The sequence below is a fragment of the Meiothermus sp. QL-1 genome (genome assembly GCF_003351145.1).
Lineage (GTDB): Bacteria > Deinococcota > Deinococci > Deinococcales > Thermaceae > Meiothermus.
In genome coordinates this window covers 98,419-122,882 of sequence record NZ_QQSV01000003.1, presented here as the reverse complement: position 1 = coordinate 122,882, position 24,464 = coordinate 98,419, and the positions used below count along the sequence as shown (strand labels likewise).

At 69.2% G+C, this 24,464-nt stretch carries 21 protein-coding genes and 1 tRNA gene; 13 read left to right on the top strand and 9 right to left on the bottom strand.

Annotated elements, in window-relative coordinates:
• Positions 1-46 precede the first annotated feature (46 nt).
• The 7 genes from DV704_RS05345 (at position 47) to DV704_RS05315 (ending at position 7,270) form a co-directional block, all read left to right on the top strand.
• Positions 47-123, top strand: a tRNA-Pro gene (locus DV704_RS05345).
• A gap of 89 nt (positions 124-212) precedes the next feature.
• Positions 213-587 (top strand): hypothetical protein, encoded by a 375-nt coding sequence (locus tag DV704_RS05340; protein WP_114798536.1) that lies wholly within the window; start codon positions 213-215, stop codon positions 585-587.
• Between the two features lie 23 nt (positions 588-610).
• Entirely contained in the window at positions 611-1,519 is a 909-nt protein-coding gene (locus tag DV704_RS05335; protein WP_369910977.1) for a DUF1385 domain-containing protein, read from the top strand.
• A 116-nt stretch (positions 1,520-1,635) separates the two neighbouring features.
• Positions 1,636-2,787, top strand: a complete 1,152-nt coding sequence (locus DV704_RS05330; protein ID WP_114798534.1) for an exonuclease SbcCD subunit D — start codon at positions 1,636-1,638, stop codon at positions 2,785-2,787.
• 2 nt (positions 2,788-2,789) lie between these two features.
• A complete protein-coding gene (locus DV704_RS05325; RefSeq protein WP_114798533.1) occupies positions 2,790-5,513 on the top strand; it encodes an AAA family ATPase in 2,724 nt (907 codons plus the stop codon).
• 7 nt (positions 5,514-5,520) lie between these two features.
• Entirely contained in the window at positions 5,521-7,047 is a 1,527-nt protein-coding gene (gene murJ / locus DV704_RS05320; RefSeq protein WP_114798532.1) for a murein biosynthesis integral membrane protein MurJ, read from the top strand.
• The gene (locus tag DV704_RS05315) at positions 7,013-7,270 is read left to right on the top strand and encodes a hypothetical protein (protein ID WP_114798531.1); all 258 of its coding nucleotides are present in this window, start codon (positions 7,013-7,015) and stop codon (positions 7,268-7,270) included. Before murJ ends, DV704_RS05315 begins: the two co-directional genes overlap by 35 nt.
• Here DV704_RS05315 and aspS read toward each other — a convergent pair.
• The gene (aspS, locus tag DV704_RS05310) at positions 7,267-8,538 is read right to left on the bottom strand and encodes an aspartate--tRNA(Asn) ligase (RefSeq protein WP_114798530.1); all 1,272 of its coding nucleotides are present in this window, start codon (positions 8,536-8,538) and stop codon (positions 7,267-7,269) included. The two genes, DV704_RS05315 and aspS, sit on opposite strands and share 4 nt — an antisense overlap.
• Before the next feature lie 121 nt (positions 8,539-8,659).
• Positions 8,660-9,439 carry a TatD family hydrolase gene (locus DV704_RS05305; RefSeq protein ID WP_114798529.1) on the bottom strand — a complete coding sequence of 260 codons (780 nt, stop codon included), beginning with the start codon at positions 9,437-9,439 and terminating at the stop codon, positions 8,660-8,662.
• A gap of 61 nt (positions 9,440-9,500) precedes the next feature.
• Here DV704_RS05305 and DV704_RS05300 point away from each other — a divergent pair, with 61 nt between their 5' ends.
• Positions 9,501-10,544: a lipocalin-like domain-containing protein gene (locus tag DV704_RS05300; RefSeq protein WP_114798528.1), complete on the top strand. Its 1,044-nt coding sequence runs from the start codon at positions 9,501-9,503 to the stop codon at positions 10,542-10,544.
• On the opposite strand, the gene DV704_RS05295 is transcribed toward DV704_RS05300, so the two are convergent.
• Genes DV704_RS05295 through scpB form a run of 3 tightly spaced genes read right to left on the bottom strand, consistent with a single transcriptional unit; the run spans position 10,508 to position 12,556 of the window.
• Positions 10,508-11,254 (bottom strand): WecB/TagA/CpsF family glycosyltransferase, encoded by a 747-nt coding sequence (locus tag DV704_RS05295; RefSeq protein WP_114798665.1) that lies wholly within the window; start codon positions 11,252-11,254, stop codon positions 10,508-10,510. The genes DV704_RS05300 and DV704_RS05295 overlap by 37 nt on opposite strands.
• A gap of 2 nt (positions 11,255-11,256) precedes the next feature.
• The gene (locus DV704_RS05290; RefSeq protein ID WP_114798527.1) at positions 11,257-11,988 is read right to left on the bottom strand and encodes a 2-phosphosulfolactate phosphatase; all 732 of its coding nucleotides are present in this window, start codon (positions 11,986-11,988) and stop codon (positions 11,257-11,259) included.
• Positions 11,989-12,031: 43 nt separating this feature from the next.
• Positions 12,032-12,556, bottom strand: a complete 525-nt coding sequence (scpB, locus tag DV704_RS05285; protein ID WP_114798526.1) for an SMC-Scp complex subunit ScpB — start codon at positions 12,554-12,556, stop codon at positions 12,032-12,034.
• A 44-nt stretch (positions 12,557-12,600) separates the two neighbouring features.
• On the opposite strand from scpB, the gene DV704_RS05280 reads away from it, so the two are divergent.
• Complete coding sequence (locus DV704_RS05280; protein WP_114798525.1) at positions 12,601-13,821, top strand: type II secretion system F family protein; 1,221 nt, start codon at positions 12,601-12,603, stop codon at positions 13,819-13,821.
• Positions 13,822-13,866: 45 nt separating this feature from the next.
• Entirely contained in the window at positions 13,867-15,018 is a 1,152-nt protein-coding gene (locus DV704_RS05275) for an LCP family protein (protein ID WP_114798524.1), read from the top strand.
• Positions 15,019-15,295: 277 nt separating this feature from the next.
• Here the strand turns inward: DV704_RS05275 and DV704_RS05270 are convergent, their stop codons facing one another.
• Both DV704_RS05270 and DV704_RS05265 read right to left on the bottom strand, forming a co-directional pair.
• Positions 15,296-15,577, bottom strand: a complete 282-nt coding sequence (locus tag DV704_RS05270) for a hypothetical protein (RefSeq protein ID WP_114798523.1) — start codon at positions 15,575-15,577, stop codon at positions 15,296-15,298.
• Between the two features lie 18 nt (positions 15,578-15,595).
• The gene (locus tag DV704_RS05265) at positions 15,596-15,868 is read right to left on the bottom strand and encodes a hypothetical protein (protein ID WP_114798522.1); all 273 of its coding nucleotides are present in this window, start codon (positions 15,866-15,868) and stop codon (positions 15,596-15,598) included.
• Positions 15,869-15,951: 83 nt separating this feature from the next.
• Between DV704_RS05265 and DV704_RS05260 the strand changes: the two genes are divergently transcribed.
• From DV704_RS05260 to DV704_RS05250, 3 genes are read left to right on the top strand one after another with little or no spacing between them, the layout of a single operon-like run.
• Positions 15,952-16,392: a Fur family transcriptional regulator gene (locus tag DV704_RS05260; RefSeq protein ID WP_114798521.1), complete on the top strand. Its 441-nt coding sequence runs from the start codon at positions 15,952-15,954 to the stop codon at positions 16,390-16,392.
• 28 nt (positions 16,393-16,420) lie between these two features.
• Positions 16,421-18,766, top strand: a complete 2,346-nt coding sequence (locus DV704_RS05255; RefSeq protein ID WP_114798520.1) for a glutamine--tRNA ligase/YqeY domain fusion protein — start codon at positions 16,421-16,423, stop codon at positions 18,764-18,766.
• Positions 18,767-18,808: 42 nt separating this feature from the next.
• Positions 18,809-19,444 carry a hemolysin III family protein gene (locus DV704_RS05250; RefSeq protein ID WP_114798519.1) on the top strand — a complete coding sequence of 212 codons (636 nt, stop codon included), beginning with the start codon at positions 18,809-18,811 and terminating at the stop codon, positions 19,442-19,444.
• On the opposite strand, the gene DV704_RS05245 is transcribed toward DV704_RS05250, so the two are convergent.
• Together DV704_RS05245 and DV704_RS12150 are read right to left on the bottom strand one after the other, a co-directional pair.
• A complete protein-coding gene (locus DV704_RS05245) occupies positions 19,425-21,899 on the bottom strand; it encodes a hypothetical protein (protein WP_158539607.1) in 2,475 nt (824 codons plus the stop codon). The two genes, DV704_RS05250 and DV704_RS05245, sit on opposite strands and share 20 nt — an antisense overlap.
• Positions 21,900-21,910: 11 nt before the next feature.
• The gene (locus DV704_RS12150; protein WP_158539606.1) at positions 21,911-24,391 is read right to left on the bottom strand and encodes a hypothetical protein; all 2,481 of its coding nucleotides are present in this window, start codon (positions 24,389-24,391) and stop codon (positions 21,911-21,913) included.
• Positions 24,392-24,464: the final 73 nt, after the last annotated feature.

The following is a 24,464-nucleotide window of genomic DNA, read 5'->3' as shown; positions in this document are numbered from 1 at the left end:
GGCATAGACAAAAAATCCGTTTCCCTCTATACTCGTGTGCTGGCGGCGAGGAGTAGCGCAGCCTGGTAGCGCACCTGCTTCGGGAGCAGGGGGTCGCTGGTTCAAATCCAGTCTCCTCGACCACCCACCCCACCCCAGGTGGGGTTTTTTGCTCTCACAGCCTTCAAATCGGGCCGGGTCAAACTCAAGTCGGCGGCAGTCCAGCCGACGCTATGAAGCATTTGCTTTTGTCCCTCGGGGTGTTGTTGGCAGCGGGAATAGCCCTGGGCCAGCCCGAGGCCTACCGCCTGCGGGTGCTTGCCTGGAGCTGCAAGGCCTTCCCCAGGGGGGTGCTGGTGCAGGGAATGGTGCTCAACACCGGCTCGAGGCCCATCTCCGACCTGCGGGCCAACGTGCGGGTGGTAGGACCGGGGCTGCGCATAGCCACCCATTCCGCCCCTCTGGCCGACCGCAACCTCATGCCCGGCGAAAGGGCCTTCTTCGAGGTGCGGGTGCCCACCCCCTTCGCTGGCCTGAACCGCTGCGAGCTGTGGTTCCGTAACCCCCGCCTCGTCCGAATCCCCGCCCTGATTCCCACGCCCAGGTAGCCCAAAACCGGGGATGGGCTAGGATGGTGGGGATGAGACGCTCGAGCCTGAACACCGCATCACTAGGCGGCAGCGCCGCGCTGGAAGGGGTGATGATGAAGGCCCCCCAGGCCTGGGCCCTGGCCGTGCGCCTGCCCGATGGGCGCATCCACGTGGAGCGCCACGAGGAGCTGGCCCTGACCCTCAGGTACCCCTGGGCCCGGCTGCCCTTGCTGCGGGGGGTGGTGGCGCTGTGGGACGCCCTCAGCATCTCCTACCGATCGCTCTCGCGCAGCGCCGAGCTCGCGGGGGAAGAGGATGAAAAACTCTCCGGCGCAACCCTCTACGGCACCCTGGCCTTCTCCCTCCTCCTTGCCATCGGTCTTTTCGTCTGGCTGCCGGCCCGGCTCGCGGGGTTTTTGGTGGACGAGGAGCGCTTCCGCTTCCTCTTCTACCTGCTGGCAGCTCTGTTCGAAAGCGCCATTCTGGTGGGCTACCTGGCCTTCCTGGGCCGCACCAAGGAGATGCGGCGCTTCTTCCAGTACCACGGGGCCGAGCACAAGGCCATCGCGGCTTATGAGAAGGGCCTTCCGCTAACAGTCGAAAACGTGCGGGCCCAGCCGGCCTACCACCCCCGCTGCGGCACCAGCTTCATCGCGTTTACCGCGGTGGTGGGGGTTTTCATCTACAGCTTCTTCCCACCTCTTACCGTGGCCTGGTACTGGATCTTTCCCAGGCTCCTGCTCATCCCGGTGGTGGCCGCGGTGGCCTACGAGGTGCTGCGCTTCTCGGCCACCCACCAAGACCCCCTCTCGCGTTTTTTCCGCTGGCTTGGCTTCAAGTTCCAGATGCTCACCGTGCAAGAACCCACCGACGACATGATCGAGGTGGCCATCGCCAGCACCCAGGCGGCCATCGCCGAAAAGCCCAGCGAAGCCCCTGCGGTGGCATGACAGCCAAGTGCGGAGCTGGCGGTCACCCCCGAATGCCTGCCCCCATCCCCAAAGGCCCTTGCTCTCCGCCCCTGCGCCTTCCCAAGGGTTAGCCATCGCCGGGGTAGAATCAGGCCATGCGAATTCTGCACACCGCAGACTGGCACCTGGGCCGGGTCCTCAAGGGCCGGGAGCGGACCGAAGAGGTGCGGGAAGCCCTCCACCGCCTGCTCGAGCTGGTAAGCTCAGAAAGGGTCGAGCTGGTGCTGGTGGCGGGCGATATCTTCGACCGCAGCGTGGTGAGCACCGAGGCCGAGGCTGCGGCCTTCGAGTTCTTCGTGCGGCTCAGGGAGCTGGGGGTACCGGCCCTGGTCATCGCCGGCAACCACGACAACCAGGAGCGCCTGGAAGCGCTGGCTCCCCTGCTGGCCCTGACCGGCGCCACCGCCCGCGGCCGCCTGCGCTTTGCCGAGGAGGGGGGCACGGTGGAGGTCCGGGGGGCCCGGGTGGCCCTGCTGCCCTTTCTCTCCGAGCGCCGGCTGGTCCGGGTCGAGCACCTCCGCCAGGGGCGCGAGGTCTGGAAAGGCGCTTATGGCGAGGGAATGCGCAAAATCATCGCCAACCTGACCCAGGGCTCTGGGGGAGGCCTCTTCTTGCTGATGGCCCACCTGGCCGTGGAGGGGGGCAGGCTGGGCGGGGGGGAGTTCGTCTTCCACACCACCAACAGCTACGTCCTACTGCCCCAGCACCTGCCCCAGCACCTGACCTACGTGGCCCTGGGGCACCTGCACCAGCAGCAGCAGGTCTGCGAGGCCCCGGTGGCCTGGTACCCGGGCTCGCTCATCCAGCTCGATTTCGGAGAGCACGAGGAAAGCCCCCGAGGGGCCCTGATGGTGGAGGTTGAGGCGGGCAAACCCCCCATAGTCCACCCGATAAACGAGCGCTGGGGCAGGCCCCTCAAAACCTTCCGCTTTCCCCTGGAGGAGCTGGACCGGCGCTGGGAGGAGGTGCGGCGCTTTCCCGGCTACAGCAAGGTGGTGATCCGGGGCCGGGGCAGCCCCAGCCTGCGCGAGCGGCTTTTCCGGGAGCAGGAAAGGCTGCTGGAGGTGGAGTTCGAGCTGCCCGAGGCCCCCTCTCTCCCCTCCCAGGAGCCAGCTCCCGGGCTGCCGGACTGGACGGAGATCTACGCGGCCTACCACCAGGAACAAAACGGCCAGGAGGCCCCACCCGAGCTTTTGCGGGCCTTCCGCGAGGTGCTCGAGGAAAGCCTCCAACCCAGCAGAATCTAGCCATGCGCCCTCTCCGACTTGCCCTTGAAGGCTTTGGCGCTTACCTCGAGCGCCAGGAAGTCCCCTTTGACGATGTGGAGCTCTTCGCCATCACCGGCCCCACCGGGGCGGGCAAGAGCACCCTTCTGGACGCCATCACCTTTGCCCTGTACAAAACCACTCCCCGCATCGGGAGCCGCGGCCTGGAGGAGCTCAGGCACCCCCAGGCCAGCCTGGCGCGGGTGGAGCTGGAGTTCAGCCTGGGGACAGGCCTCTGGCGGGTGGTGCGGGTGGTGGGGGAGGAAAACCAGAGCCGGCTGGAGTACCAGGAAGCCGGGCGGTGGCGGACCCACCCCGCCTCCACCAAGGCCCGCGAGCTCGACAGAAAGCTGGCGGAGCTCCTGGGCATGGACTACGAGGCCTTTACCCGGGCCATCCTGCTGCCGCAGGGTCGGTTCGACCTGTTCCTGCGGGGCTCACCCAAGGAGAGGCGGGAGACCCTGATCGGGCTCTATGGCCTTGGCGTCCTGGAACACATGCAGGAAAGGGCAAGGCAAAACCTCAAGGAGCTGAACGAGAAGAAGGCCCATCTGGAAGGCGAACTTCGGGCCCTGGCCGAAGCCAGCGAGGCGCGGCTTGGGGAGCTCAGGGAGAGCATAAGCCAGCTCAGCGGACGAAAAGAGAGCCTAGGCCGCCAGGTGGGCCGGCAAGAAGCCGAGGTGCGCCGGCTGGAAGAGCTGGCGGAAAAGTTTGCCCGTCTGGAAAGCCTGAGGCGGCAGCGGGAAAACTGGGAGCGGGCCCAGGCCGAGATGGAGGGGGTCAGGCAGCGCCTGGAGCGGGCCCAAAGGGCCGAGCAGCTCTGGCCGCAGGTGCGGGCCTACCGGGAGGCGGAGGAGCGGCTGGAGCGAACGCGGCAGGAGCGGGAAAGGGCGGAGGGAAGGCTGGCCGAGCTCGAGCGCAGCCTGGAGGAGCTACGGAAAACCTGCGACCCCACCCGGCTCCAGGCCCTGAAGGAGGAGCGGGCCCGCATGGGGGAGCTCAGGCTCCAGACCCAGCTGCTCGAGCAGTACGGGGCCAGCCTGCACCTGGAGCACCCCGACCCTTTGCCCTTCGAGCCAGCGCGGCTGGAAGCCCTTAAGGCGGCTGAGGAACTCCTGCGCCAAAGGCAGGAGCTGCAAAAGCAGCTCGAGCAGAGCGAACAAAAGGCAAGGGAAGCGGCACGGGAACTGGAAGAGGCCCGGCAGGCGCTGGTTCGTCTGAAGGAGCGGCTTGGGGAGCTGGAAAGCGAGGGGAAGGCGTGCGGCGCTCGGCTGGAGGAGGCGCGCCGACGGCTCGAGGCCCTTCGGCTGCAGGCCGGCCTCGCCCAGTACCACGCCCACCTCAGGCCGGGGGCGCCCTGCCCGCTCTGCCAGCAGCCCGTGCGCACCCTGCCGCCCCCACCCCCCCAGGACCCCCTGCCTCCCCTGGAGGCCGAGGTCAGGGAGCTGGAGGGCAGGCTGGAACAGCTCAGGGGCGAGTACAAGGAGCAGCGGGGTGTGCAAAAAATCCGGCAGGACAGCCTGCCCCGGCTGGAAGAAGCCCTGCAAGCGCGGGAGGATGAGCTGAGAAAGCTGCGGGAGCGGCTGGAAAACATAGGGTCCAGGCTCGAGGCCCACAGCGTGCAAAGCATGGAGGCGGTGAGGGAAGAGCGCCAGCGCAGGCTCGCCGACCTGGCCAAAGCGCTGCGCCAGGCCACCCGGGGCAGGGGCGTGGAGGCCTACCAGAAGGAGCTGGAGCAGGAGCACAAAGCCCTGGAGGAGGCCGCCCAGAAGCTCGCCCAGCTAGAGCAGGAGCGCGACGGGGCCCGGCTCCAGGCTCAGAGCAAGGGCGAGGCGCTGGCAAGCCTCGAGGAAGCGCTAAAGGCCCAGCGGAACACCCTGACGGCCCTGCTGCAGGAGGCGGGCTTCGAGGGCCTGCGGGCAGTCGAAGAGGCCCGGCTAGCGGAGGAGGAGCAGGCCGCCTTGCAAAGGCGGCTGGAGGCCCACCAGAAGGAGGGGGCCGGGCTCGAGGCCCAGCTCGGCCCGCTGGAAAAGGAGCTCCAGGGCCAGACCCCCATCGCCCCTGAAATGCTCAGGGCCGCTAGGGAGGAGCTGCAAGCCCTGAAAACCGCCCTCGAGGAAACCCAGCGGGCCCTGGGGGCCGCCCAGGCCGAGCTGGAGCGGCTGGAGGGCGACCTCAGGCGCAAACGCCAGTGCGAAAAGGAAAAGGCCGAGCTTACCCGAAAGGGCGAGCTGTGGGAAAAGCTCGCCCAGGACCTGCGGGGCGACCGCTTTCCGGACTACTTGCTGGAGCGCTACCAGAGGGGCCTCATCCAGCGGGCTTCGGAGCTGGTCCAGACCCTCTCGCAAAACCGCTACACCCTGCACCTGGAGGACAACGAGTACAAGGTATACGACCGCTGGACCGACGCCATCCGCCCGGTCCGCACCCTCTCGGGCGGGGAGAGCTTCATGGCCAGCCTGGCTTTGGCCCTGGCCCTATCCGAGCACTTCTCGCAGGGCCGGATCGGGGCCCTGTTTCTGGACGAGGGCTTCGGTACCCTGGACGCCGAGAGCCTGGAACAGGTGGCGGGCATGCTGGAGGCCTTGCCTACCCAGGGCCGGCTGGTGGGCATCGTGACCCACGTGGAGGCCCTGGCCGAACGGCTGCCGGCCCGGCTGCAGGTGGAAAAATCGCCCAAGGGCAGCCGGGTGCGCTGGCTGGACTGAGCCCATCATGTCCCGCCTTCTGCGCAACACCCTCTTGGTCATGGGGGGCACCCTGGCGAGCCGTCTTCTGGGCCAGGTGCGCCAGACCCTCCTCGCCAACCTCCCCTTGTCCGACAGCCTGAAGGACGCCTTCTGGGTGGCCTACCGGATTCCCAACCTGCTGCGCGAGCTGCTGGCCGAAGGGGCCATCCAGAACGCCCTGATCCCGGTGCTGGCCCAGCTTTCCCCTGAGGAAGCCCGGCGCTTTGCCCGGCGCTTTGGAGCCTTCCTGCTGGGGGTGAACCTGGTAGTCTTGGGCCTGGGCCTCCTCTTCGCCCGGGAGATTGCCGGCGCGCTGCTCTGGCTCGCCGAGGCCGCCCTCCAGCAAGAGAGCCCCCTGCGGGCCCCCGAGGTCTTCGAACAGCTCGTGCTGCTGGTAAGGCTGGTGCTGCCCTTTTTGCTGGCCATCTCCATGGCCGCGCTCTTCTCCTCCGTGCTGCAGTCGAGCGAGCGCTTCGGCCTCTCCAGCTTCAGCCCCATGGCCTTCAACCTGGGGGCCATCGGCCTGATGCTGCTCTTCCCCAACAGCGTGGTGGCGCTGGGGCTTTCGGTCACCATAGGCGGCCTCCTGCAGGCCCTGGTCCAGCTCCCGGGCCTGCGGGGCTACGGCCTAGAGTTCCGCTGGCACCCCGCCTTCCGCACTGCCCTGGCCCGCATCGGGCCCTTTGCCTTCACCACCTCGGTGCGGCAGTTTTTGAACCTGGTGCTCCTCAGCATCCTGGCCGCCTACCCCACCGCCGCGGTGACCGGCTTCCAAAACGGCGAGCTCCTCTTTACCACCGCCCTGGGCCTTCTGGCGGTCTCCCCGGCCATGGCCGCCTTTCCCCGGCTCTCGGCCCTCGGGGGCAGCCCCGAGGCCCGGGCCCTTTTAGACCGCCTCCTCACCCGGCTGGCAGTTCCCCTGGGCTTCACCTCGGCCATGATGGTGGCCCTGGGGCCCTGGGCGGTAGGGCTTATCTATGCCATCACCCCTAACTTCTCCGAGGCCAACCGGGCCTTCACCACCGAAACGGTGCAGGCCCTGGGGCTGGCCCTCCTGCCCTGGGGCCTCAACCAGCTCCTGCTGCGGGGCTTCTACGCGGCGGGGCAGGTAGGGCAGGCGGTGCGCATCACGGTGGGGGTGGCCCTCCTTAACACCCTGGGCTACTGGCTTTTGCGAGGAGAGGGCCTTTTCGTGCTGAACCTGGCCACCGCCGCCGCCGGGTGGGCTGGGCTTTGGGCCTATGCCTGGCGGCTGGAGCGGCTGGGGCTGCTTCGGGCCCGCGCGCTCGGGGCCACGGTGCTCAAGGCCAGCCTGGCCGCTTTGCCGGCCGGACTCGCGGCCCAGGGGGTGGCCTCCTGGCTAGGCGCCCCGGGCCAGTTCCTCCACAACCTGCTACCCCTTCTGGGCGGTGGGCTGGTAGGATTGGCGGTGTTTGTGGGGCTGGCCTGGAGGATGGGGCTACCCCTTTGGAGAAAACATGGCGAACGAAACGGAGAAACTCGAGTGGTTTGAAATCCAGCTCCGCCTCAAGACCCTGGAGGTGGTGCTGGGCCCCAAGTACCGCGAGGCCCTGGCCCTCACCCTGAGCACCCTCTACAGCGAGCAAAAGCTCAACACCCTAGCCAAGCACCTGGGGGTAAGCCCCGAGCGCCTCTTCGAGCGGCTGGAAAAGATGCGGCTCGAGCTGGGCATCGAGGAGCAGGTTACCCAGGGGGTCCTCAGGCTGCGCCGCTAGGGCGTAAGGCGGTGGCGGTCGCGGGGGAAGGCCCGCGCGTAGCGCACGTTGGGCAGGTTGGCCAGGCGCTGGGTGAGGCGCTCAGCGCCGATGGCGAAGCCGCCGTGGGGGGGCATGCCGTACTTGAAAACCTCCAGATAGCCTGCAAACTGGGCGGGGTCGTGCCCTTTTTTGCGTAGCTGCTCCAGCAGAACCTCGTAGCGGTGGATGCGCTGACCTCCTGAGGTGATCTCCAACCCCCGGAAGAGCAGGTCGAAACCGCGGGTGGTGCCGTCCCCTTCGGGGTAGGCGTAGAAGGGCCGGGCCGACTCGGGGTATCTGGTCACAAAGAGGAAGTCCACCCCCCATCGCTCCTTGGCCCAGGCCCCCAGGGCCCGCTCGGCCTCCTCGTTGAAGTCGGCCCCTACCGGCATCCCCAGCTCCTCCCGCAGGATGCGGCGGGCCTCGTGGTGTTCCAGCCGGGGCATCTCGCGGGTGTTGGGCCACTCCACCCCCAGAATCCGGGCCTCGTGGTCGGCCAGGTGGCGGGCCTCCTCGAGCATGGCCCGCAGCAGCTCCTCCTCCAGGTCCATCACCTCGGCCTCCGACTCGATGAAGCCCATCTCCACGTCCAAGGACAGGTACTCGTTCAGGTGGCGGCTGGTGGCGTGCTGCTCAGCGCGGAACACCGGGGCCACCTCGTAGACCCGCTCGAAAACCCCCACCATAATCTGCTTGTAGAGCTGGGGCGACTGGGCCAGGTAGGCCCGGTGTTCAAAATAGTCGATGCCGAAGAGGTTGCTCCCCCCCTCGGCCCCTGCCGAGACGATCTTGGGGGTGAAGATCTCGGTGAAGCCCTGCCCGTCCAGATAGGCGCGAAAACCCCGCACCAGCGCGGCCTGGAGCTTAAGAGGGGCCCGGGCCTTCTCGCCCCGCAGGCTCACGTAGCGGTACTCCAGCAGGGTATCAGGGTTGGCCCGCCAGGCCTCCTTGGGAATCTCGATGGGGCTGGGCTCGGTGGCCTTGGCGTAGAACTCGATGTGTTCGGCCAGCACCTCGTAGCCACCCGGGGCCTTGGGGTTGGCCACCACCTTGCCCACCACCTTCATGGAGGACTCGGCCAGCGGCAGTTCGAAGCGCCTGTCCACCACCACCTGCACCACCCCGCTCCGGTCGCGCAAAAGCACAAAGCGAATCCCGCCCAGATCGCGCTTCCAGTGCAAAAAGCCCTGCAGAACGATGTTCTGGCCAACATGACGGGAAACTTCGCGGGCTAGGGTTCTACACATGCCGGCTCCTGTGTGGCTGCGGCCGGGCCCCAAGCGAAAACCCCCGATACAGCGCGGTATCGGGGGTCCAAGGTACCCCCAGGTTCAGCAATTGGCCAGCCACAGCATTCCGCCCCGCATCTTACGGGCCTGAGGGCCTTTGGTCAAGCCCGAAGCAGGTCCGCGCGTTCTGGTCGGTGAGGGCCTCCATCTCCTCCAGCCCAAGCCCAAAAAGCTCGGCCAGGCGGGCCAGGGTATAGACCACCCAGGCCGGCTGGTTGCGCCGGCCGCGGTGGGGCTCGGGGGGCAGGAAGGGGGCATCGGTCTCCACCAAAAGCCGGTCGAGGGGCACCCGACGGGCTGCCTCGCGCAAGGCCTGGTTTTTCCTGTAGGTAAGGGGGCCGGCGAAACTGAAGTACCCCCCCAGGCGAAGCCCCGCCTCGAGCAGCTCGGGGTGCCCGCCAAAGGCGTGGAGCACGAAGCGGGGTGGACGGTGCTGCAAAAGCCAGCGGGCCAGCTCGGCCTCGGCCTCGCCCCCCCGGCTCCGCACGTGGAGGACCAGGGGCAGCCCCCGCTCCAGGGCCAGGCGGTGCTGAAACTCCAAGGCCCGGTACTGGGCCGCCCGGGTCTCGGGCCGCCAGTAGAAGTCGAGCCCGCTCTCGCCTATGGCCCGCACCCGGGGGTGGGCAGCCAGATGGGCCAGGTCGGCCTCGAGCTCCGGCGAGAGCAGGTGGGCCTCGGTGGGGTGCAGGCCCACCGAGGCGAAGACCCGGGGATGGGCCTCGGCCCACGAAAGCGCCTGGCGGTTGCGCACCGGGTCGGTCCCTATGGTCAGAAGGGCCCGGAAGTGGCGGGCGGCCTGGAGGGCTGCTTGGGCCTCTTCGGGCTCCATGTGGTCCAGATGGCAGTGGGTATCGGTCACAGGCCCGATTCTACGCGGGGCTACAGCCAGGCCCGAACCCCTCGGCCTACACTCAACCCGTATGCGCCTTGGGCTTCTTCTCCTCATCCTTCTCGCTGGATGCCTGCCCGCCCTGGAGGGCGTGGACCCCAGCCGCCCCCCCCGCCCGGAGGCCTGGGGGCCCCACAACGCACCCTTGGAGTGGTGGTACGTCTCGAGCTACCTTCCCGAGGCCGGCCTGGCCTTCCACTGGGCCTTCTTCAAGGCTTACGCCCCGCAAGACTGGCAGGTGGGCCCCCTCAGACCGGCCCTCTTCTTCCCCGGCCCCTACCACGCCTCCCATATCGCCATCACCGACCTCAGGGCCAACCAGAAGACCTTTGAGGAACGCTTCGACTTCCGCTTCGACCGGCCCTTCGGGGACAGCGTGGTGCGCTACCCCCCCCTGTTTATCCAGCAGGGCGACTGGCAGCTTCGGCAGGAGGGCCGGGAGTTCCAGCTAGCCGCCGGCCCTATCCAAGTACGGCTCACCCCGCTGAAGCCCGCAGTGGTCCACCCCCCGGGCTACTCCGGCACCGCCGAGACCGGGCGGATGTACTACGTCTCTTACACCCGGCTGGCCCTGGAGGGGACCCTGCTGGGGCGAAGGGTGCAGGGCGAAGCCTGGATGGACCACCAGTGGGGCGACCAGCTAGGGGGCGGCGGCAGCCTGGGGGCCATCTGGGACTGGTTCGGCCTCCACCTCTCCAACGGGGTGGACCTGATGCTCTACCGGGTCAAGAACACCCAGGGCCAGGTGGTCCAGCTCGCGGGCTCGGCCACCAACCCCCAAGGACGGGTGGAGGAGGTGGTCGGGCTGCGGATGACCCCGCTGGAGAGCTGGACCTCCCCTTCGGGCCGCACCTACGCCCTGGCCTGGCAGGTGGAGGCTGAAGGGCTTTCGCTCCGGCTGGAGCCCTTGCGCAAGGAACAGGAGCTCCTCTCCGCCTCCACCCGCGTGGCCTACTGGGAGGGCCCGGTGGTGGGGGTAGGGAGCTGGCGGGGCCAGCCCGTGCTGGCCCGGGGCATGGGGGAGTTCGTGGCCGGCCCCTACGACCCCCCTGGGGGGGGCTTCCCCCTGCGCTGAGCCTCGAGCTGCACCAGCCGCACGAACTCCACCAGACGGGGAAAGCGGCGCCAGCGCCTGGGGTCGGTGGCGATGCGCACCAGCCACTCCAGCCCAAGCCGCTGGGCCCAGAGCGGGGCCCGCCGCACCTTCCCGGCCAGCACGTCCAGCATGCCCCCCACCCCGATGGCCACCCTGGCCCCCAGCCGGGCCTTGTGGCGGTAGATGAAGGTGTCCTGCCGCTCCCCCATCCCCACCACCAAAAGGTCGGGCTGGGCCGCGCGAACGGCGGCCAGCACCGGCTCCTCCTCCTGGAAGTAGCCGTCCTGCGCGCCCAGAACCCGGATGCCCCAACGAAGCCGGGCATTCTCGGCCGCCCGCTCGGCCACCCCCGGCGCGGCCCCCAGGAAGAAAACCCCGAGCCTGGGCCCCATCCGGGCGAAAAGGGCCGGCAGGATCTCCGCCCCTGGCACCCGCCCCGCCAGGCGGTGGCCCGTGAGCCGCTGGACGGCCCAGACGATGCCCACCCCATCTGCGGTGACCAGCTCGCTGGCCCACAGTGCCTGCCGCAGCTCGGCGTCGGTCTGGGCCCGCACCACCGCCTCGGGGTTGGTGGTGACCACCTGGGCGGTCTGGGGCAGGGGGTGGGCAATCCGCTCCTCAATCCAGGCCAGCGCCCCCGGCAGGTCCACCAGGTCCACCGGGGTGCCCAGCAGCTCCACCCGTTCCACCCTCATCCTCGGAAGCAGAATCCGTAGCGGTCCTTGCTCAGGCCGTGCTCTGCGGCGCGCAGGTGGCGCACCTCCACCAGGCGGGGCACGCCCTCCTCCACGCTGATCAGGCTGGCCAGGGCCAGCTCCTCGCTGCGCCCAACGCGAAGGAGGGCCTGGCCCAGCTCGGACTGCACCAGCGCCTCCTGGGGGTCGGGAAAGGCCTTGAGCAGGCTGGCGGCCATACGGGCCCCCTCATGCAGGCGGGTCTCCGAACCCAGGGACTGCTGCAGGCGCCGGGCTATGAACCCCGCGGCCACGGTGTGGGCCAGGCTGGGCTCGAGGCCCACCTGGGGTACTGCCACCACGGTGTCAAGGCGCTCCTCCAGCGCGTAGCGCACCGCTGAGCGGGCGTTGCGAAAGTAGGCCAGGGCACTACCCAGCGGGGCATGCTCCAGGACTGCGGCCAGGCTGGGGGCCAGCAGCACGCAGCTTCGCCCTGCCACCTCAAGCCGGCCAAGCGCCGAAAGCGAAAGGCCGTGGTGGAAGCCCTCTGGGGGCAGGGCCTCCTCCTCGCCCAAAAGCAGCCCCTCCTGGCCGGCCAGCACCCGCGCAGCCCGCACGCTTTTGGCCACCCAGACCTCTCGCGCGCCCCGCGCAAGCAGGAGACCCGCTGCGCTTCCGCAGAACACCTCCACCAGGAGCACCGGCCTTGGGTATGGGGGTTTGGGAACCAGGTCTACCCGAATCGTCACCGAGCCTCCGTCTATCCCGCGGCATTATAACGAACCAGGCCCCCTAGCCCCGCAGCAAAAGCACCGGCCCTTCCCCCAAAGGCGGCAGGTCGTCCAGGCTTTCCAGGCCGAAAACCTCCAGGAAGCGCTCCGTGGTCCCGTAGAGCTTGGGCCGTCCCACGGCCTCCTTCTCCCCTACCACCCGCACCAGCCCCCGCTCCAACAGCCCCTCCAAAACCCCCTCCACGCTCTTGCCCCGCAGGGCCTCGAGCTCGGCGCGGGTGAGGGGCTGCTGGTAGGCAAGGATGGCCAGCACCTCCAGGGCTGCCCTGGAGAGGCGGGGTGGGCTTGGGCGCAGCACCCGCTCCACCGCCTCCAGGTGCGCGGGGTGGACCACCAGCCGCCAACCCCCTGCCACCCGCTCGAGCTGCACCCCGGCCTGCCCCCCTTCCAGCTCGCGGCCCAGGGCCTCGATGGCCCGCAGCAGGGCCTCCTCCGGGGCCAAAGGCCCCAGCTCGCGCAGGGAGACCGGCCGCCCTGCGGCAAAGAGCACCGCCAGCAGTTGGGCTTTCAAAGCGCCCTCGCTCATACCTCACCCAAGCCTGGCCCCGACGGGGCTATACTGAGGCCAGTATGCCAACCTACCAGTATAAGGCCCGCGACAAGCAGGGGCGGCTCATCAACGCGGTCATCGAGGCCGATGATGTCCGTTCTGCGGCCCGCATCCTGCGCGAGAAGGGGCTTTTCATCGCTGAAATTAGGGAACCGGGCCGTGGACTGCAGGCCGAGGTCAAGCTGCCGGGCCTGGAGCCCAAGCCGGGCCTCAAGGACCTGGCCATCTTCAGCCGCCAGCTCGCCACGATGCTGGGGGCCGGGCTGCCCATCGTGCAGGCCCTGGCCATCCTGGAACGGCAGACCGAGAAGAAAAAGTTCCGGGAAATCATCAAGGACATCCGGCTCGAGGTGGAGGGGGGAGCCAACCTCAGCGAGGCCCTGAGCCGCCAAAAGCTCTTCAGCCGGCTCTACATCAACCTGGTGCGCGCGGGGGAGACCTCGGGCTCGCTGGATGCCATCCTGGACCGGCTGGCCACCTTCCAGGAAAACGAGCTCGCCCTCATCGGTAAAATTCGCTCAGCCCTGACCTACCCGGCCATCGTCTTCGTCTTCGCCATCGGGGTCACCTACTTCCTGCTCACCGGCATCGTGCCCCAGTTTGCCCAGATCCTGACCGGGCTGGGCTCCGAACTGCCCCTCCTCACCCGGGCCCTGATGGCTGTCTCCGACTTCCTGCGCCAGAGCACCCCCTTCCTCCTGCTTTTGGCCATCGGGCTCTTCTTCGCCTACCGCTCCTACTACCGCACCGAGAGGGGGCGGCGCCAGATTGACCGGGTCAAGCTCCGGATTCCGGTCTTCGGCAACCTGATGAAGAAAAGCGCCCTGGCCCGCTTCTCCCGCACCTTCGGCCTGCTCATCAGCAGCGGGGTGAACATCGTGGAGGCCCTGGACATCACCAAGGGCACTGCGGGCAACGCCATCGTGGAGGACATCCTGGACCAGACCAAGGTGGCCATCCAGGCAGGGGAACAGGTCCACACCACCCTCCAGGCCCACCCCCAGGTCTTCCCCCCCATGGTGAGCTCCATGGTGGCCATCGGGGAGGAGACCGGCGCGCTCGACACCATGCTCACCAAAATCGCCGACTTCTACGAGCGCGAGGTAGACGAGGCGGTCAGCGCCCTCACCGCGGCCATCGAACCCCTTATGATCATCTTCCTGGGCTTCATCGTGGGGCTCATCGTGGCCGGAATGTTCCTGCCGCTCTTCCGAATCATCGGCACCCTCTCGCAGCAGTAGCTTCTTGCCTGCTTCTCACCCAGCCAGGGCTAGACTAGCAGGGGCATGCGCCGCTTTCTCCTCCTCCTTCTGTTACTCCTGCTGGCCGGGGCGGCCTGGTGGGCCTACCCTCTTCTCCAACCCCTTCTGCGCTTCGGTGCCCTCCCCCGGCCCCTGGAAGCCCCCCTTACCGTGCTGGTACTCGGGGTGGCCCCCGAGTACAAAGGCCACCACCAGCGGGCCCCCGAGGATTTCCGCGGGCTTTCCGATGCCAACCTGCTGGTGCGCTTCGACCCAAAGGCCAGGCGCATCAGCGTCCTCTCCATTCCCCGCGACACCTACGTGCGCATTCCCGGCTACGGCTGGTACATCCTCAACCACGCCAACAAGTTCGGGGGGCCCGAGCTGGCCAAGGAGGTGGTGGAGAACCTCACCGGAGTGGCCATAGACGCCTACGTCTCGGTGAGCGTGGAGGCCATCCGCAGCGGCATCGACGCCCTGGGAGGGGTCGAGGTCTGTGTGGAGAAGGCCATGCAGTACAAGGACACCGCGGCCAAACTGGAGATTGACCTAAAGCCAGGCTGCCAGCGCCTTAGCGGCGCGCAGGCCGAGGGCTACCTGCGCTTCCGGCACGACGCTTTGGGCGACATTGGGCGCATCCAGCGGCAGCAGAACTTCTTCAACGCCCTCAAGCGAGAGCTCCTCTCCCCCGCAGGCCTCCTGCGAGTCCCGCAGGCCATCGCCAGCGTAGAGCCCCACATCCGCACCGACCTCACCCGGGAGGAAATCGGCAGCCTGCTGGGCTTCCTGGCCACCCGGCCCGAGCTTGTCTCCCTGCTTACCCCCGGCCAGTTTGGCCGCGGCTGGGAGGTGCACCAGGGTGAACTGAAACGCCTGGTGGACCGCTACTTCAGCGAGGCCCCTCCCCCCACCCTCAGCCTGCAGGACCTGGCGGGGCAACGGGTGGTGGTGCAGTACGCCGCAGCGCAAGCAGCCCAGGCTGGCCAGGTGCGCGACAGGCTCCGTGGGCTGGGGTTCCGGGTGCTTTTGCATGAAATCGAAAGCCCTCCGCCCAGAAGCGAGGTGCTGACCAACGGAGAGGCCGAGGCCGCCCGCCTGCTGGCAGAATCCCTGGGGCTACCCTACCGGGTGTCGGGGGAGGCCGCCTTGTACAGCGAATTTACCGTGCGCGTGGGGCCTGACCTCCAGGGGGAGTAAAAAACTGCCCCCGGGAGGCGCGAGGGCAGCCGCGGCAGGGGAGTGCTTCAGGCCCAGTGCTTCCGGAGCGGCCGGGGGGGACGGAGGGGCTGGGTTCCCGGTCCAGCGGGCGGCAGCAGCCAGTTGCGCAGCGAGGGCCGTTCCCGACGCATGGGCTGGGGCCAGGCCCACCCCACTCGGCCCACCCTGAATGCGTGCAAAGATGCGGACCCCCTGCCCACACCTCCAGGCTATACCCGGCGGTCTCCTAGGCGTGTTAGATTTGCACCAAGCTGCCTTAAGCCTGCATAGGGTGGGCCGCAGGGTCCTCCCCTTCCCAGGCCAGCTCCACCAGCTCAATTAGCTCCTCCACGGGCACCCGGTAGCGCCGGGCTATACGGGCCATCTCGCGCCCCAAGCGGCGCATCTGGGCCACCAGCCGCTCGGAGGCCTCCTCCGAAGCCTCGAGGTCCTCCACCACGCCAATGAGCCAGCCCAAAAGCTCCCCTGCTTCCTCGTCGCTGAGCCCCTCGGTGAGGGCCTCGTCCTCGAGGAACTGTTCGGTCAGCCGCTCGAGCATAGCCCCATACTACACCCACTAGCGCCGGGGCCAGGGGTAGAGCAGCTCGTCCTTGTGCACATAGCCCATCCGGCGCAAAAGCCCCTCGCGGTAGGCGGGGTCGGCGGCCTGCTCCAGCTCCTGCAGCAGGCGCTTTTGCCGCTGCTCGAGCCGCTCGATGCGCGCCAGGGCCAAAGCAGTTTCCTGGCGGAAGTGGGCGAAGCGCTGCAGCTCGAGGCCCAGCAAAACCAAAAGGTGCAGGCTCCCCAAGGCAAAAACCAGGTGCAAGAAGCGGTAGATGGGCTTCGCCACGGTTCCTTTAGTATAGCACCCCGCGCAGGCTGCTTTTTTCTGAAAATCTTTTATAGTAATGAAAGTTATACAGGGGGTTTCCCATGGCCAAAGCCAAGGAACGGGAGATCTATAGGTCGCGCCTGAAAGCGGCGGGCCTGCGTCACACCCTGCCCCGGGAGCGCATCCTGGCCTACTTAGACCGCAAAAACACCCACCCCACCCCAGAGGAGCTGTACCTGGGCCTCAAGAAGAAGGGCTACAACATCGGCCTTTCTACCGTCTACCTGAACCTCCAGGTGCTGCGCGACGCCGGGCTTTTGTGGGAGTTCAAGGACCAGAAGGGCAACACCCGCTACGACGGCTACAACGAGCGCCACCACCATCTGCTGTGCATCCAGTGCGGCAGCGTGGAGGACCTATTGCTCGAGGACTTGGCCGAGTTTGACCCAGAACCCATCCGAACGGCCATCGAGGCGAAAACAGGCTGGTTCGTGGAGGAGGCCCGGCTGGAGCTGAGGGGGGTCTGCCCTAGCTGCCAGTAGGCCTGGGGCGGTATCCTGGGTAGGTGGCATGCGAACCTTGGAAGGCAAACCCCGCTACGTAGCCCCCAACTTCATCACCGAGATCATCGAGGAAGACCTGCGAGCAGGCCGCTACCAGAAAATCGTCACCCGCTTTCCCCCTGAGCCCAACGGCTACGCCCACCTGGGCCACGCCATTGCCAGCTACATCGACTTCGGCATCGCTTTGGACTACGGGGGGGAGTGCCGGCTGCGCATGGACGACACCAACCCCGAGACCGAGCGGGCCGAGTACGCCGAGGCCCTGATTGCCGACATGCGCTGGCTGGGCTGGGACTGGGGCGAGCGGGTGCGCTACGCCTCGGACTACTTCGAAGAGCTCTACCAGATGGCCGAGAAGCTCATCCTGAAGGGCCTGGCCTATGTGGACAGCGTCTCCCCGGAGGAGATGGCCCGCCTTAGGGGCACCGTGGACACCCCCGGCACCCCAAGCCCCTACCGCGAGCGGAGCGTGGAGGAGAACCTGGACCTCTTCCGCCGGATGCGGGCGGGGGAGTTCAAGAACGGCGAGCACGTCCTCAGGGCCAAGATAGACCTCAGCAGCCCCAACATGAAGCTGCGCGACCCGGTGCTCTACCGCATCGTGCACGCCGAGCACTACCGCACCGGCAAACAGTGGTGCATCTACCCCTCCTACGACTTCGCCCAGGCCACCACCGACGCCCTGGACGGCGTAACCCACAGCCTCTGCAGCCTCGAGTTCGTGGACAACCGGGCCATCTACGACTGGCTGATGGACCACCTCTGGGGCGAGCCCCCCCTGCACAACACCCCCCGGCCCCGCCAGTACGAGTTTGGCCGGCGGAGCCTGGAGTACACCGTGGTCTCCAAGCGCAAGCTGCGCAAGCTGGTGGAGGGGGGGTACGTGCGCGGCTGGGACGACCCTCGCCTGCCCACCCTGGCCGGCCAGCGGCGGCGAGGGGTGCGGCCCGAGGCCATCCGCCGCTTCGCTGCCCAAGTAGGTGTCTCCCGCACCAACCGCACGGTGGACATCGCCCTGCTGGAGGCGGCCATCCGCGACGACCTGAACCACATAGCCCCCCGGGTCATGGCGGTGATCCGGCCCCTTAGGGTGGTGCTCACCAACCTCGAGGCCCCCCGCTCGGTAAGCCTGCCCTACTGGCCGCCCGATGTGGTGCAGGCCTCCCCCGACGGCCTGGTGCCCCTGCCCAGCGGGGCTCGAGTCCAGCCCGAAGCGGCCACCCGCACCCTTACCCTGGGGCCGGTGCTGTTCATCGAGCAGGACGATTTCTCCCCCAACCCCCCCAAGGGCTACAAGCGCCTCACCCCTGGGGGTACCGTGCGGCTCAAGCGGGCTGGGGTGATCCGCTGCGAGGCCTACCGCACCAACGAGCAGGGCGAGGTGGTGGAGCTCACCTGCACCTACCTGGGGGAGGAGGGCCAGGCGGCCGGGGTCATCCACTGGCTGAGCCAGGAGGACGCGCTGCCCGCCGAGTTCCGCCTCTACGACCGGCTCTTCACCGTGCCCCACCCCGAGGCCGAGGCCAGGGAACAGGAGGAGGAAGGAGAGGAGGACCTCGAATTTTTGCGCTTCCTGAACCCCCAAAGCCTGGTGGTGGCCCACGGCTACGTGGAAAAAAGCGTGCTGGGCGACCCCCCCGATACCCGCTACCAGTTCGAGCGCAACGGCTACTTCTGGCAAGACCCGGTGGACTCCAGCCCCGGGGCCCTGGTCTTCAACCGCATCGTGTCCCTCAAGGACACCTGGGCCCGTCGGATGGAGGCCGAGAAACCCACCCCCGCCCAATCGCCCCCCCCACCCAGGCCCAGCCCCGGCGCCCCCAGCCTAGACCTGGAGGCGGAGGCTCGCCTCCAGCGCTACCGGACCCTGGGCATCCCCGAGGCCGAAGCCCGGGTGCTGGCCCGCGAGGCCCGTCTGGCCGCCTTCCTGGAAGAGGCCCTGGGCCAGGCCGCCGCGCCCGGCCTGGCCAGCCTCGTGGTCAACGAGCTGGCCCCGGCCATCCGCAGCGGAACCTGCCGGGTCAGCCCCGAGGGGCTGGCTGGGCTGGTGAGGCTTCTGGAGAGCGGCCAGATCAGCAGCCGCATAGCCAAAGACGCCCTGGCCGAGGCCCAGCAGACGGGCGAGGACCCCGCCGCGCTCATAGCCCGCAAGGGGCTGCGGCGCCTGGACGACCCCGCCGCCCTGGAGCCCCTCATCGAGGGGGTTCTGGCCAAACATCCGGACAAGGTCCGGGCCTACCGCGCAGGCAAGACCGGCCTGCTGGGCTTCTTCGTGGGGCAGGTGATGCAGGAAACCCAGGGCCAGGCCGATCCCGAGGTGGCGCAGGCCCTCCTGCGGCAGAAGCTGGGCTAGGCTTTTACAACAGTTTCACACGGGCGTGTTAGGCTGGCAGCAGTGCGCAGCCTCGTCCGCGAACCCTTCAACGCCTATTCCCACGCCGCCGGTGCCCTGCTGGCCCTTTTGGGAACGCTGGTGCTCCTCCTTTTCAGCGGGGGCCACCCGACCAAGCTGGTCGGGGCCCTGGTCTTTGGCCTCAGCATGACCCTGATGTACACGGCCTCAACCCTCTACCACGCCCTGCGGGTCTCCGAGCAGGCCCTGCTCTGGCTGCGCAAGCTCGACCACGCGGCCATCTTCCTATTCATCGCCGGGACCTACACCCCGGTGCTCCTGCAGGCCCTGGAGGCCTCCTGGCGGCCCTGGGCTTTGGGGCTCATCTGGGGGCTGGCCGGGCTGGGGGTGGGGCTCAAGCTGGTCACCCTGAGGGCTCCTCGCTGGCTCTACACCGCGAGCTACCTGGGGCTGGGCTGGCTGGCGGTCTTCCTGCTGCCCAAGCTGGCCCTGGGTTCCTGGACCCTGGGCTTTTTGCTCCTGGGTGGGCTGGCCTACAGCCTGGGGGCGGTGGTCTACGCCGCCCGCTGGCCCAACCCGCTGCCCCGGGTGATGGGCTTCCACGGGCTCTGGCACCTCTTCGTGCTGCTGGGCAGCCTGGGCATGTACCTGGCGGTGCTCAGCCTGTACCGGGCCTAGAGCGCGGTATGTGGAGCAACAGCCCGGTAAAGCCCACCGCCGGCCTTACCCCTCCCACCGGGGGCCCGGGCGGGGGGCCAGAGAGCACCGCCAGGGGGTTCACCACCACCAGGCCCTCCGCCTCACCCGCCAGGTCGGCCGCGGCCAGGACGTAGACCCTGCCCCGCCGGTCGGTGAGCAGGCGGGAAAGGGGGCCCGGGCAGTCGACCTGGGCGGTGGCGGGGTTGCCGCACTGGGCCTGGCGCTGCTCGAGGGTCCCGCTCACAAAGCCCGCGGTGGGGTAGCAGGGGTGGTCGGGGTCGACCTCCACGTTGTTGTTGGCCGCCACCCAGAGATTGCCCCGGCTGTCGAAGGCCAGGTCGGCGGCCTGCTGCAGCCCGCGGTCGGGCGGGGCCTGGCCTGGGGGCACCGGATCGCGGTTGAAGGGCCCCGCGGTCAGGCGCTTGGCCACCTGCACGGGGCGGTAGGTGGCGCTCGGGGTCAGGTTCTCTCCCTGGAGGGGGACTTTGATGATGGTCTCGCGCAGGGTATTGAGGTCAATGCTGCCGTTGGCAATGCAGGATGGGTCTGAGTTGTAGTAGTCGCTCCCTCCCCCGAAGTCGGCCACGAACAGGCTCTGGCCGTCCGGGGCCAGGGCCAGGGCCGAGGGCTGGTAGAAGGCCCCGGCGGGGTGGGTGGGCTGGCTCAAGTCGAGCCGCACATCCGGCGGCAAAGCGGCCGGGCTCCCGCTGTAGAGGGAGGCAGGGCAGGTGGGCTGGGGAAAGCGCACCAAGTAGGCGCGCTGCTGGCCGGGCAGGAAATAACCCCCCGCCACCCAGAGGTGGCCCTGCCGGTCGAAGGCCAGGGCCCGGGGGCTCTCGAGCTCAACCGCCCAGAGCTGGTTGGGCCGGTCCAAAGAGCCGTTCCCGCCCAGGCGCTCGGCCCGGATGCAGGCGATGGTGCCGGCGGCCTGGTTGACCACCCAGAGGTTCCCCTGGGCGTCGAAGGCCAGGTCGGTGGGGTTGTTCAGGGTAGCCCCGCCCACCACCCGCTCCCCGGTGGCCGCACCCAGGATGCGCAAAGCCCCGGCCTCGCCCAGCGCGCCGGCCTCGAGCTGGGCCCGGCTAAAGCGCAGGATGCGGTTCTGGCTCTGCCCGGCCGCGAACTGGTAGAGGGCATACAGGTTGCCCGGCCCGTCCCGCCGCAGGCGGTAGAGCCCCGCCTGGGGCAGGCCCAGGGGCTCCAGCCCCTGCTCGTTGCCCCAGTAGGCCCCGTCGTCCCCCCGGCGGGTGGGCGGCACCGCCTGGCCGTTGGCGGTCCAGCCGGTGTTGTCGCGGGCCCCATTGCCCCCCACGTAGGCCCGCCCGCTGTAGGGGCGCACCACCAGGTCCAGGGTGAGGTTTGCCCGGGGCTGCTCCTGGGTGGTGGTCGCGCTCCGGGGCGTGGAGGCCAGCTCGGCGTCTAGGTACACCCCCTGCCGCACCCCCTCGGCCTGCAGGGTATAGGTGCCAAAGGGAAGGCCCTCGAAGCGCACCGGCTGGGGGGTCTCGGGCCCCACCTCGCGCAGCGCCACCTGGGCCTCCCCCCGGCGCAGGGCCAGCGCCGCGCGGTCGCCCGGGGCCAGGCCCTGGAGCCAGACCGCCAGGGCCGAGTCGGCCGGCCGGTGGCGCACCGTCACGGTATGGGTGGCCCCGTCCTCCAGCTCAAAGGGGCTTCCCAGCACCTCGGGCTGGTAGGTTATCCCTTCCAGCGGCACCGCCTGGGCCTCCACCCGGTACGAGCCCGCCACCTGCTGCAAGGTGGTGCTGCCCAGTTGGCGCACAGGGGTGCTGCCGGCCGGACCCACTACCACCACCTCAGGAACGAGCCCCTCCGGCCCCTCCACCCGCACCACCACGGTCCCGAAGCCCAGGCCGTAGGCCACCTGCAAGCGCTCCTCCCGCCCGGCCTGCACCACCACCGGCTGCTGGGCCCGGCTCACCCGGTAGCGCGGGGGGGCGGGCCCGGCCACCACCGTGTAAACCCCAGGCGGCAGGCCCAGCGCGTGGGCCCGGGTCCCCTCCACCCGGGCCACCCGCGCCCCATCCCTTTGCACCTCCGCCCAGGGGGTAAACCCCTCCAGCGGGGGGCTCACCCCCAGCTCCAGCACCAGCCGGCCGGTGAGCGGCCGGTAAGTCACAGTGGTGGTCAGCCTCGAGCCCGCCTCCAGAAAGACCCGCACGGCCTCGCCCCCGTACCGGTAGCCGTCCGGCCCCTCCTTCTCCAAAGGCTCCAGGATGTAGCCTCCCGGGGCCAGCCCCTCCAGCCGGTGCTCGCCCGGCCCCTCCAGGACCCGCTCAAAGCCCGGCCCCACCACCCTGAGCTCAGGGCTCAGGGCCGCGGGGGCTTCAAGCCGCACCCAAAGCGCGGCCCGGTCCGGTCTCGGTGCGCAGGCCGCCAGCCAGAACAAACCCAGCCAAAAGAACAACCGCAGCACACTTCCACCCCCTAGGGTTGCACGAAGGGCAGGCTTTCGGGGTTGGGCAGGTTGACCGCCACCCCCACCAGGCCCACCCCCTCGGTGGGCACGCTGAAGACCTGGGCTGCGCCCCGCAGGTCCAGGGTGGCGCTGTAGGTGGCCTGGCTGCCCCGGTAGCCCCGCACGTCCAGCCGGTAGAGCCTGCCCCGGCGGTCGGTGAGGGCAGCCGCCGCAGCCCCTGTGTCGCTGGGGAGCACCTCCACGTTGTTGTTGGCCGCCACCCATAAAAACCCCGCCCGGTCGAAGGCCAGCCCAAAGGCCTGCTGCAGCCCCCGGTCGAGCCCCGCCCCCGGGCCCACGGTCAGACGGTGGCTCACCCAGGCCGCGCGCCAGCCGGCCCCTGCCGCCAGGTTGCCCCCCGCCAGCGGCACCCGCAGCAGGGTCTCGGGAATAGCGTTGGCATCGCGATAGGCGTCGCCGCTCCCCCCTGCGTTGCCGCCGAAGTCGCCCACCCACAGAGCCCCCCCGCCCGGCTCCAGGGCCAGCGCCACCGGCTTGGCCACCGGCCCGTAGTCGCTCTCAGGCAGGCTTATGTCGAGGCGCACATCCACCCACTGGGCCAGCTCAGCCTCACCCAGCCCCACATCCCCGCCGTTGCAGTCGCCGTTGGGGGCGTAGCTGAGCCGCGCCGCGTTCAGCCGGTTCAGGAAGGCCCGCTTGACCGGTCCAGACTCCCCCGGCCTGGGCCCCTGGTAGCCCCCCGAGGTGAACCACAGGTTCCCCGCCGGGTCAAAGGCCAGGGCGTGGGGAATCAAAAAGGGCCGGTGGTCGCCGTTCTGACCCGGGGTCGAGAGCACGTAGCGGTAGAGCCCGGTGCCCGGCCCCCATATCCGGCTGCCCGCACCGGTGATGCGCGGCGGAGCCGCCCGCAGCTCGCTGGAGCGCACGCAGGCGATGAGGCCCAGCACATCGTTCACCACCCAGAGGTTGCCCCGGGCGTCGAAGGCCATATCGGCGGGCTCGTTGCCCCAGACCTCCATATGGGGCCCGGGCGCCACCCCACCGGGCCAGCCCCAGACCTCGCCCTCAATCACGGTGTTGCCGCTCGCTGTCTCGCCAAGCCGGCCCGCGCGCAGGTTGGCCTCGCTCACCCGCACGATACGGGCCGGGCTGGAGCCGTTTGCGTACTGGTAGAGGATGTAGAGGTTCCCCTCCCGGTCAAAGGCGATGCGGAAGGGCCCATGGGCCGCCGTGGGGGGAATAAAGGGGGTGAGGCCGGCCGCCCCGTCCTCCAGGTAGTAGGCCGCGTTGAGCTCCCCGGTGCTGCTCGTCCCCCGCCCTCCGTTGCTGAAGCCCCCGTTCCCCGCCACCCAGATGCGCCCGCTCCCGCCGCGCTCCGTCCAGCTCGACAGGCTGGCGGTGGGCATGGGGTTTGAAGGGCTGCTCTGCACAGCCACCGGCCCCCCCACCAGGTAGCGGTCCGCCCACACGCCGGGTCGCACGGCGCTGGCCCTCAGGGTGTAGCTGCCGAAGGCCAGGCCTTCAAAGCGCACCGGGCCGCTGCCGCTGCGGGCGCGGGCCTGGTCGCCGGGCTGCAGGACCACGCTCGCCAGGTCGCCAGCCCCCAGGCCCGAAAGCTCGGCGGTAATGGCTGAGTTGGTGGCGGTGTAGCCCAGGCTGGCCTGCCCCACCCCGTTTGCGGGCACCTCCACCGTCTGGTGCTGGGCGCTGGGCTGCCAGGTCACGCCCGAGGCCGTCACGCTGGCCGCGCTGAGGGCGTAGAGCCCCGCGGGCAGGCTGGGGTAGGTTTTGCTCTCGTCTAAGACCTCCAGCAGGCTGCCATCCGGCCGGCGCACCTCCACCCCCGCGGCGAAGCCCACCACCCCGACCGGCGGGCTAATCTCCACCCGCAGCGCGCCGAAGCCCTGGGCGTAGACCACCGCCACCTCTACCGTCTGGCCGGCCCGCACCTCCACCTGGGAGGCGGACTGCGAGAGGGTGTAGCCCGGGGGAGGCGCCGCTGGAATGAGGGCGTACAGGCCCGGCTCCAGGCCCAGCAAGGCCGGGCCCTCCACCCGCCGCTGGTACCCCCCCGGCCCCCGCACCTCCACCGCCGGCGCGAAGTCCTGGCGCGGCGGGTTCACGCTGAGCCGCAGGCTGAGCCGGCCCGTGGCCGCCCGGTAGACCACCCGCACCCGCTGGGTCTGGCCCGCGGCCACCTGCACCTCCCCCTCCGGCTCCACCCAGGCCCGGTGGGTGTAGCCGTCCGGAGCCTCTACCGCCTCCCCCGCCACCCGGTAGGCCCCCGGGGCCAGGTCCTGAAGCCGCACCACCCCGGCTTCCTCCAGCCTCCGCTCAAACCCGGGCCCAATCACCACCACCTGGGGCCGCGCCCCCGCCGGGGCCGCAATCTCCAGCTCCAGCGTTCCCCTGCTGGGCCCCCTACTGCAGGAGGCGAGGAGCCCCAGGATCAGCACCCATCCCCACAGCACAAAGACCACGCGGCGCACGGGCCGAAGTCTACGGGGGCCGCCGTAAAGCCGGCGTTAAGACCCAAAAGCCCCACCAGAAAGGCACCTCCCC

Excerpts from the sequence above, each read along its gene's own strand:
- DV704_RS05340 (WP_114798536.1), top strand. The coding sequence starts at position 213 with ATGAAGCATTTGCTTTTGTCCCTCGGGGTGTTGTTGGCAGCGGGAATA.
- DV704_RS05335 (WP_369910977.1), top strand. The coding sequence starts at position 611 with ATGGTGGGGATGAGACGCTCGAGCCTGAACACCGCATCACTAGGCGGC.
- DV704_RS05330 (WP_114798534.1), top strand. The coding sequence starts at position 1,636 with ATGCGAATTCTGCACACCGCAGACTGGCACCTGGGCCGGGTCCTCAAG.
- DV704_RS05325 (WP_114798533.1), top strand. The coding sequence starts at position 2,790 with ATGCGCCCTCTCCGACTTGCCCTTGAAGGCTTTGGCGCTTACCTCGAG.
- murJ (WP_114798532.1), top strand. The coding sequence starts at position 5,521 with ATGTCCCGCCTTCTGCGCAACACCCTCTTGGTCATGGGGGGCACCCTG.
- DV704_RS05315 (WP_114798531.1), top strand. The coding sequence starts at position 7,013 with ATGGCGAACGAAACGGAGAAACTCGAGTGGTTTGAAATCCAGCTCCGC.
- aspS (WP_114798530.1), bottom strand. The coding sequence starts at position 8,538 with ATGTGTAGAACCCTAGCCCGCGAAGTTTCCCGTCATGTTGGCCAGAAC.
- DV704_RS05300 (WP_114798528.1), top strand. The coding sequence starts at position 9,501 with ATGCGCCTTGGGCTTCTTCTCCTCATCCTTCTCGCTGGATGCCTGCCC.
- scpB (WP_114798526.1), bottom strand. The coding sequence starts at position 12,556 with ATGAGCGAGGGCGCTTTGAAAGCCCAACTGCTGGCGGTGCTCTTTGCC.
- DV704_RS05280 (WP_114798525.1), top strand. The coding sequence starts at position 12,601 with ATGCCAACCTACCAGTATAAGGCCCGCGACAAGCAGGGGCGGCTCATC.
- DV704_RS05275 (WP_114798524.1), top strand. The coding sequence starts at position 13,867 with ATGCGCCGCTTTCTCCTCCTCCTTCTGTTACTCCTGCTGGCCGGGGCG.
- DV704_RS05270 (WP_114798523.1), bottom strand. The coding sequence starts at position 15,577 with ATGCTCGAGCGGCTGACCGAACAGTTCCTCGAGGACGAGGCCCTCACC.
- DV704_RS05260 (WP_114798521.1), top strand. The coding sequence starts at position 15,952 with ATGGCCAAAGCCAAGGAACGGGAGATCTATAGGTCGCGCCTGAAAGCG.
- DV704_RS05255 (WP_114798520.1), top strand. The coding sequence starts at position 16,421 with ATGCGAACCTTGGAAGGCAAACCCCGCTACGTAGCCCCCAACTTCATC.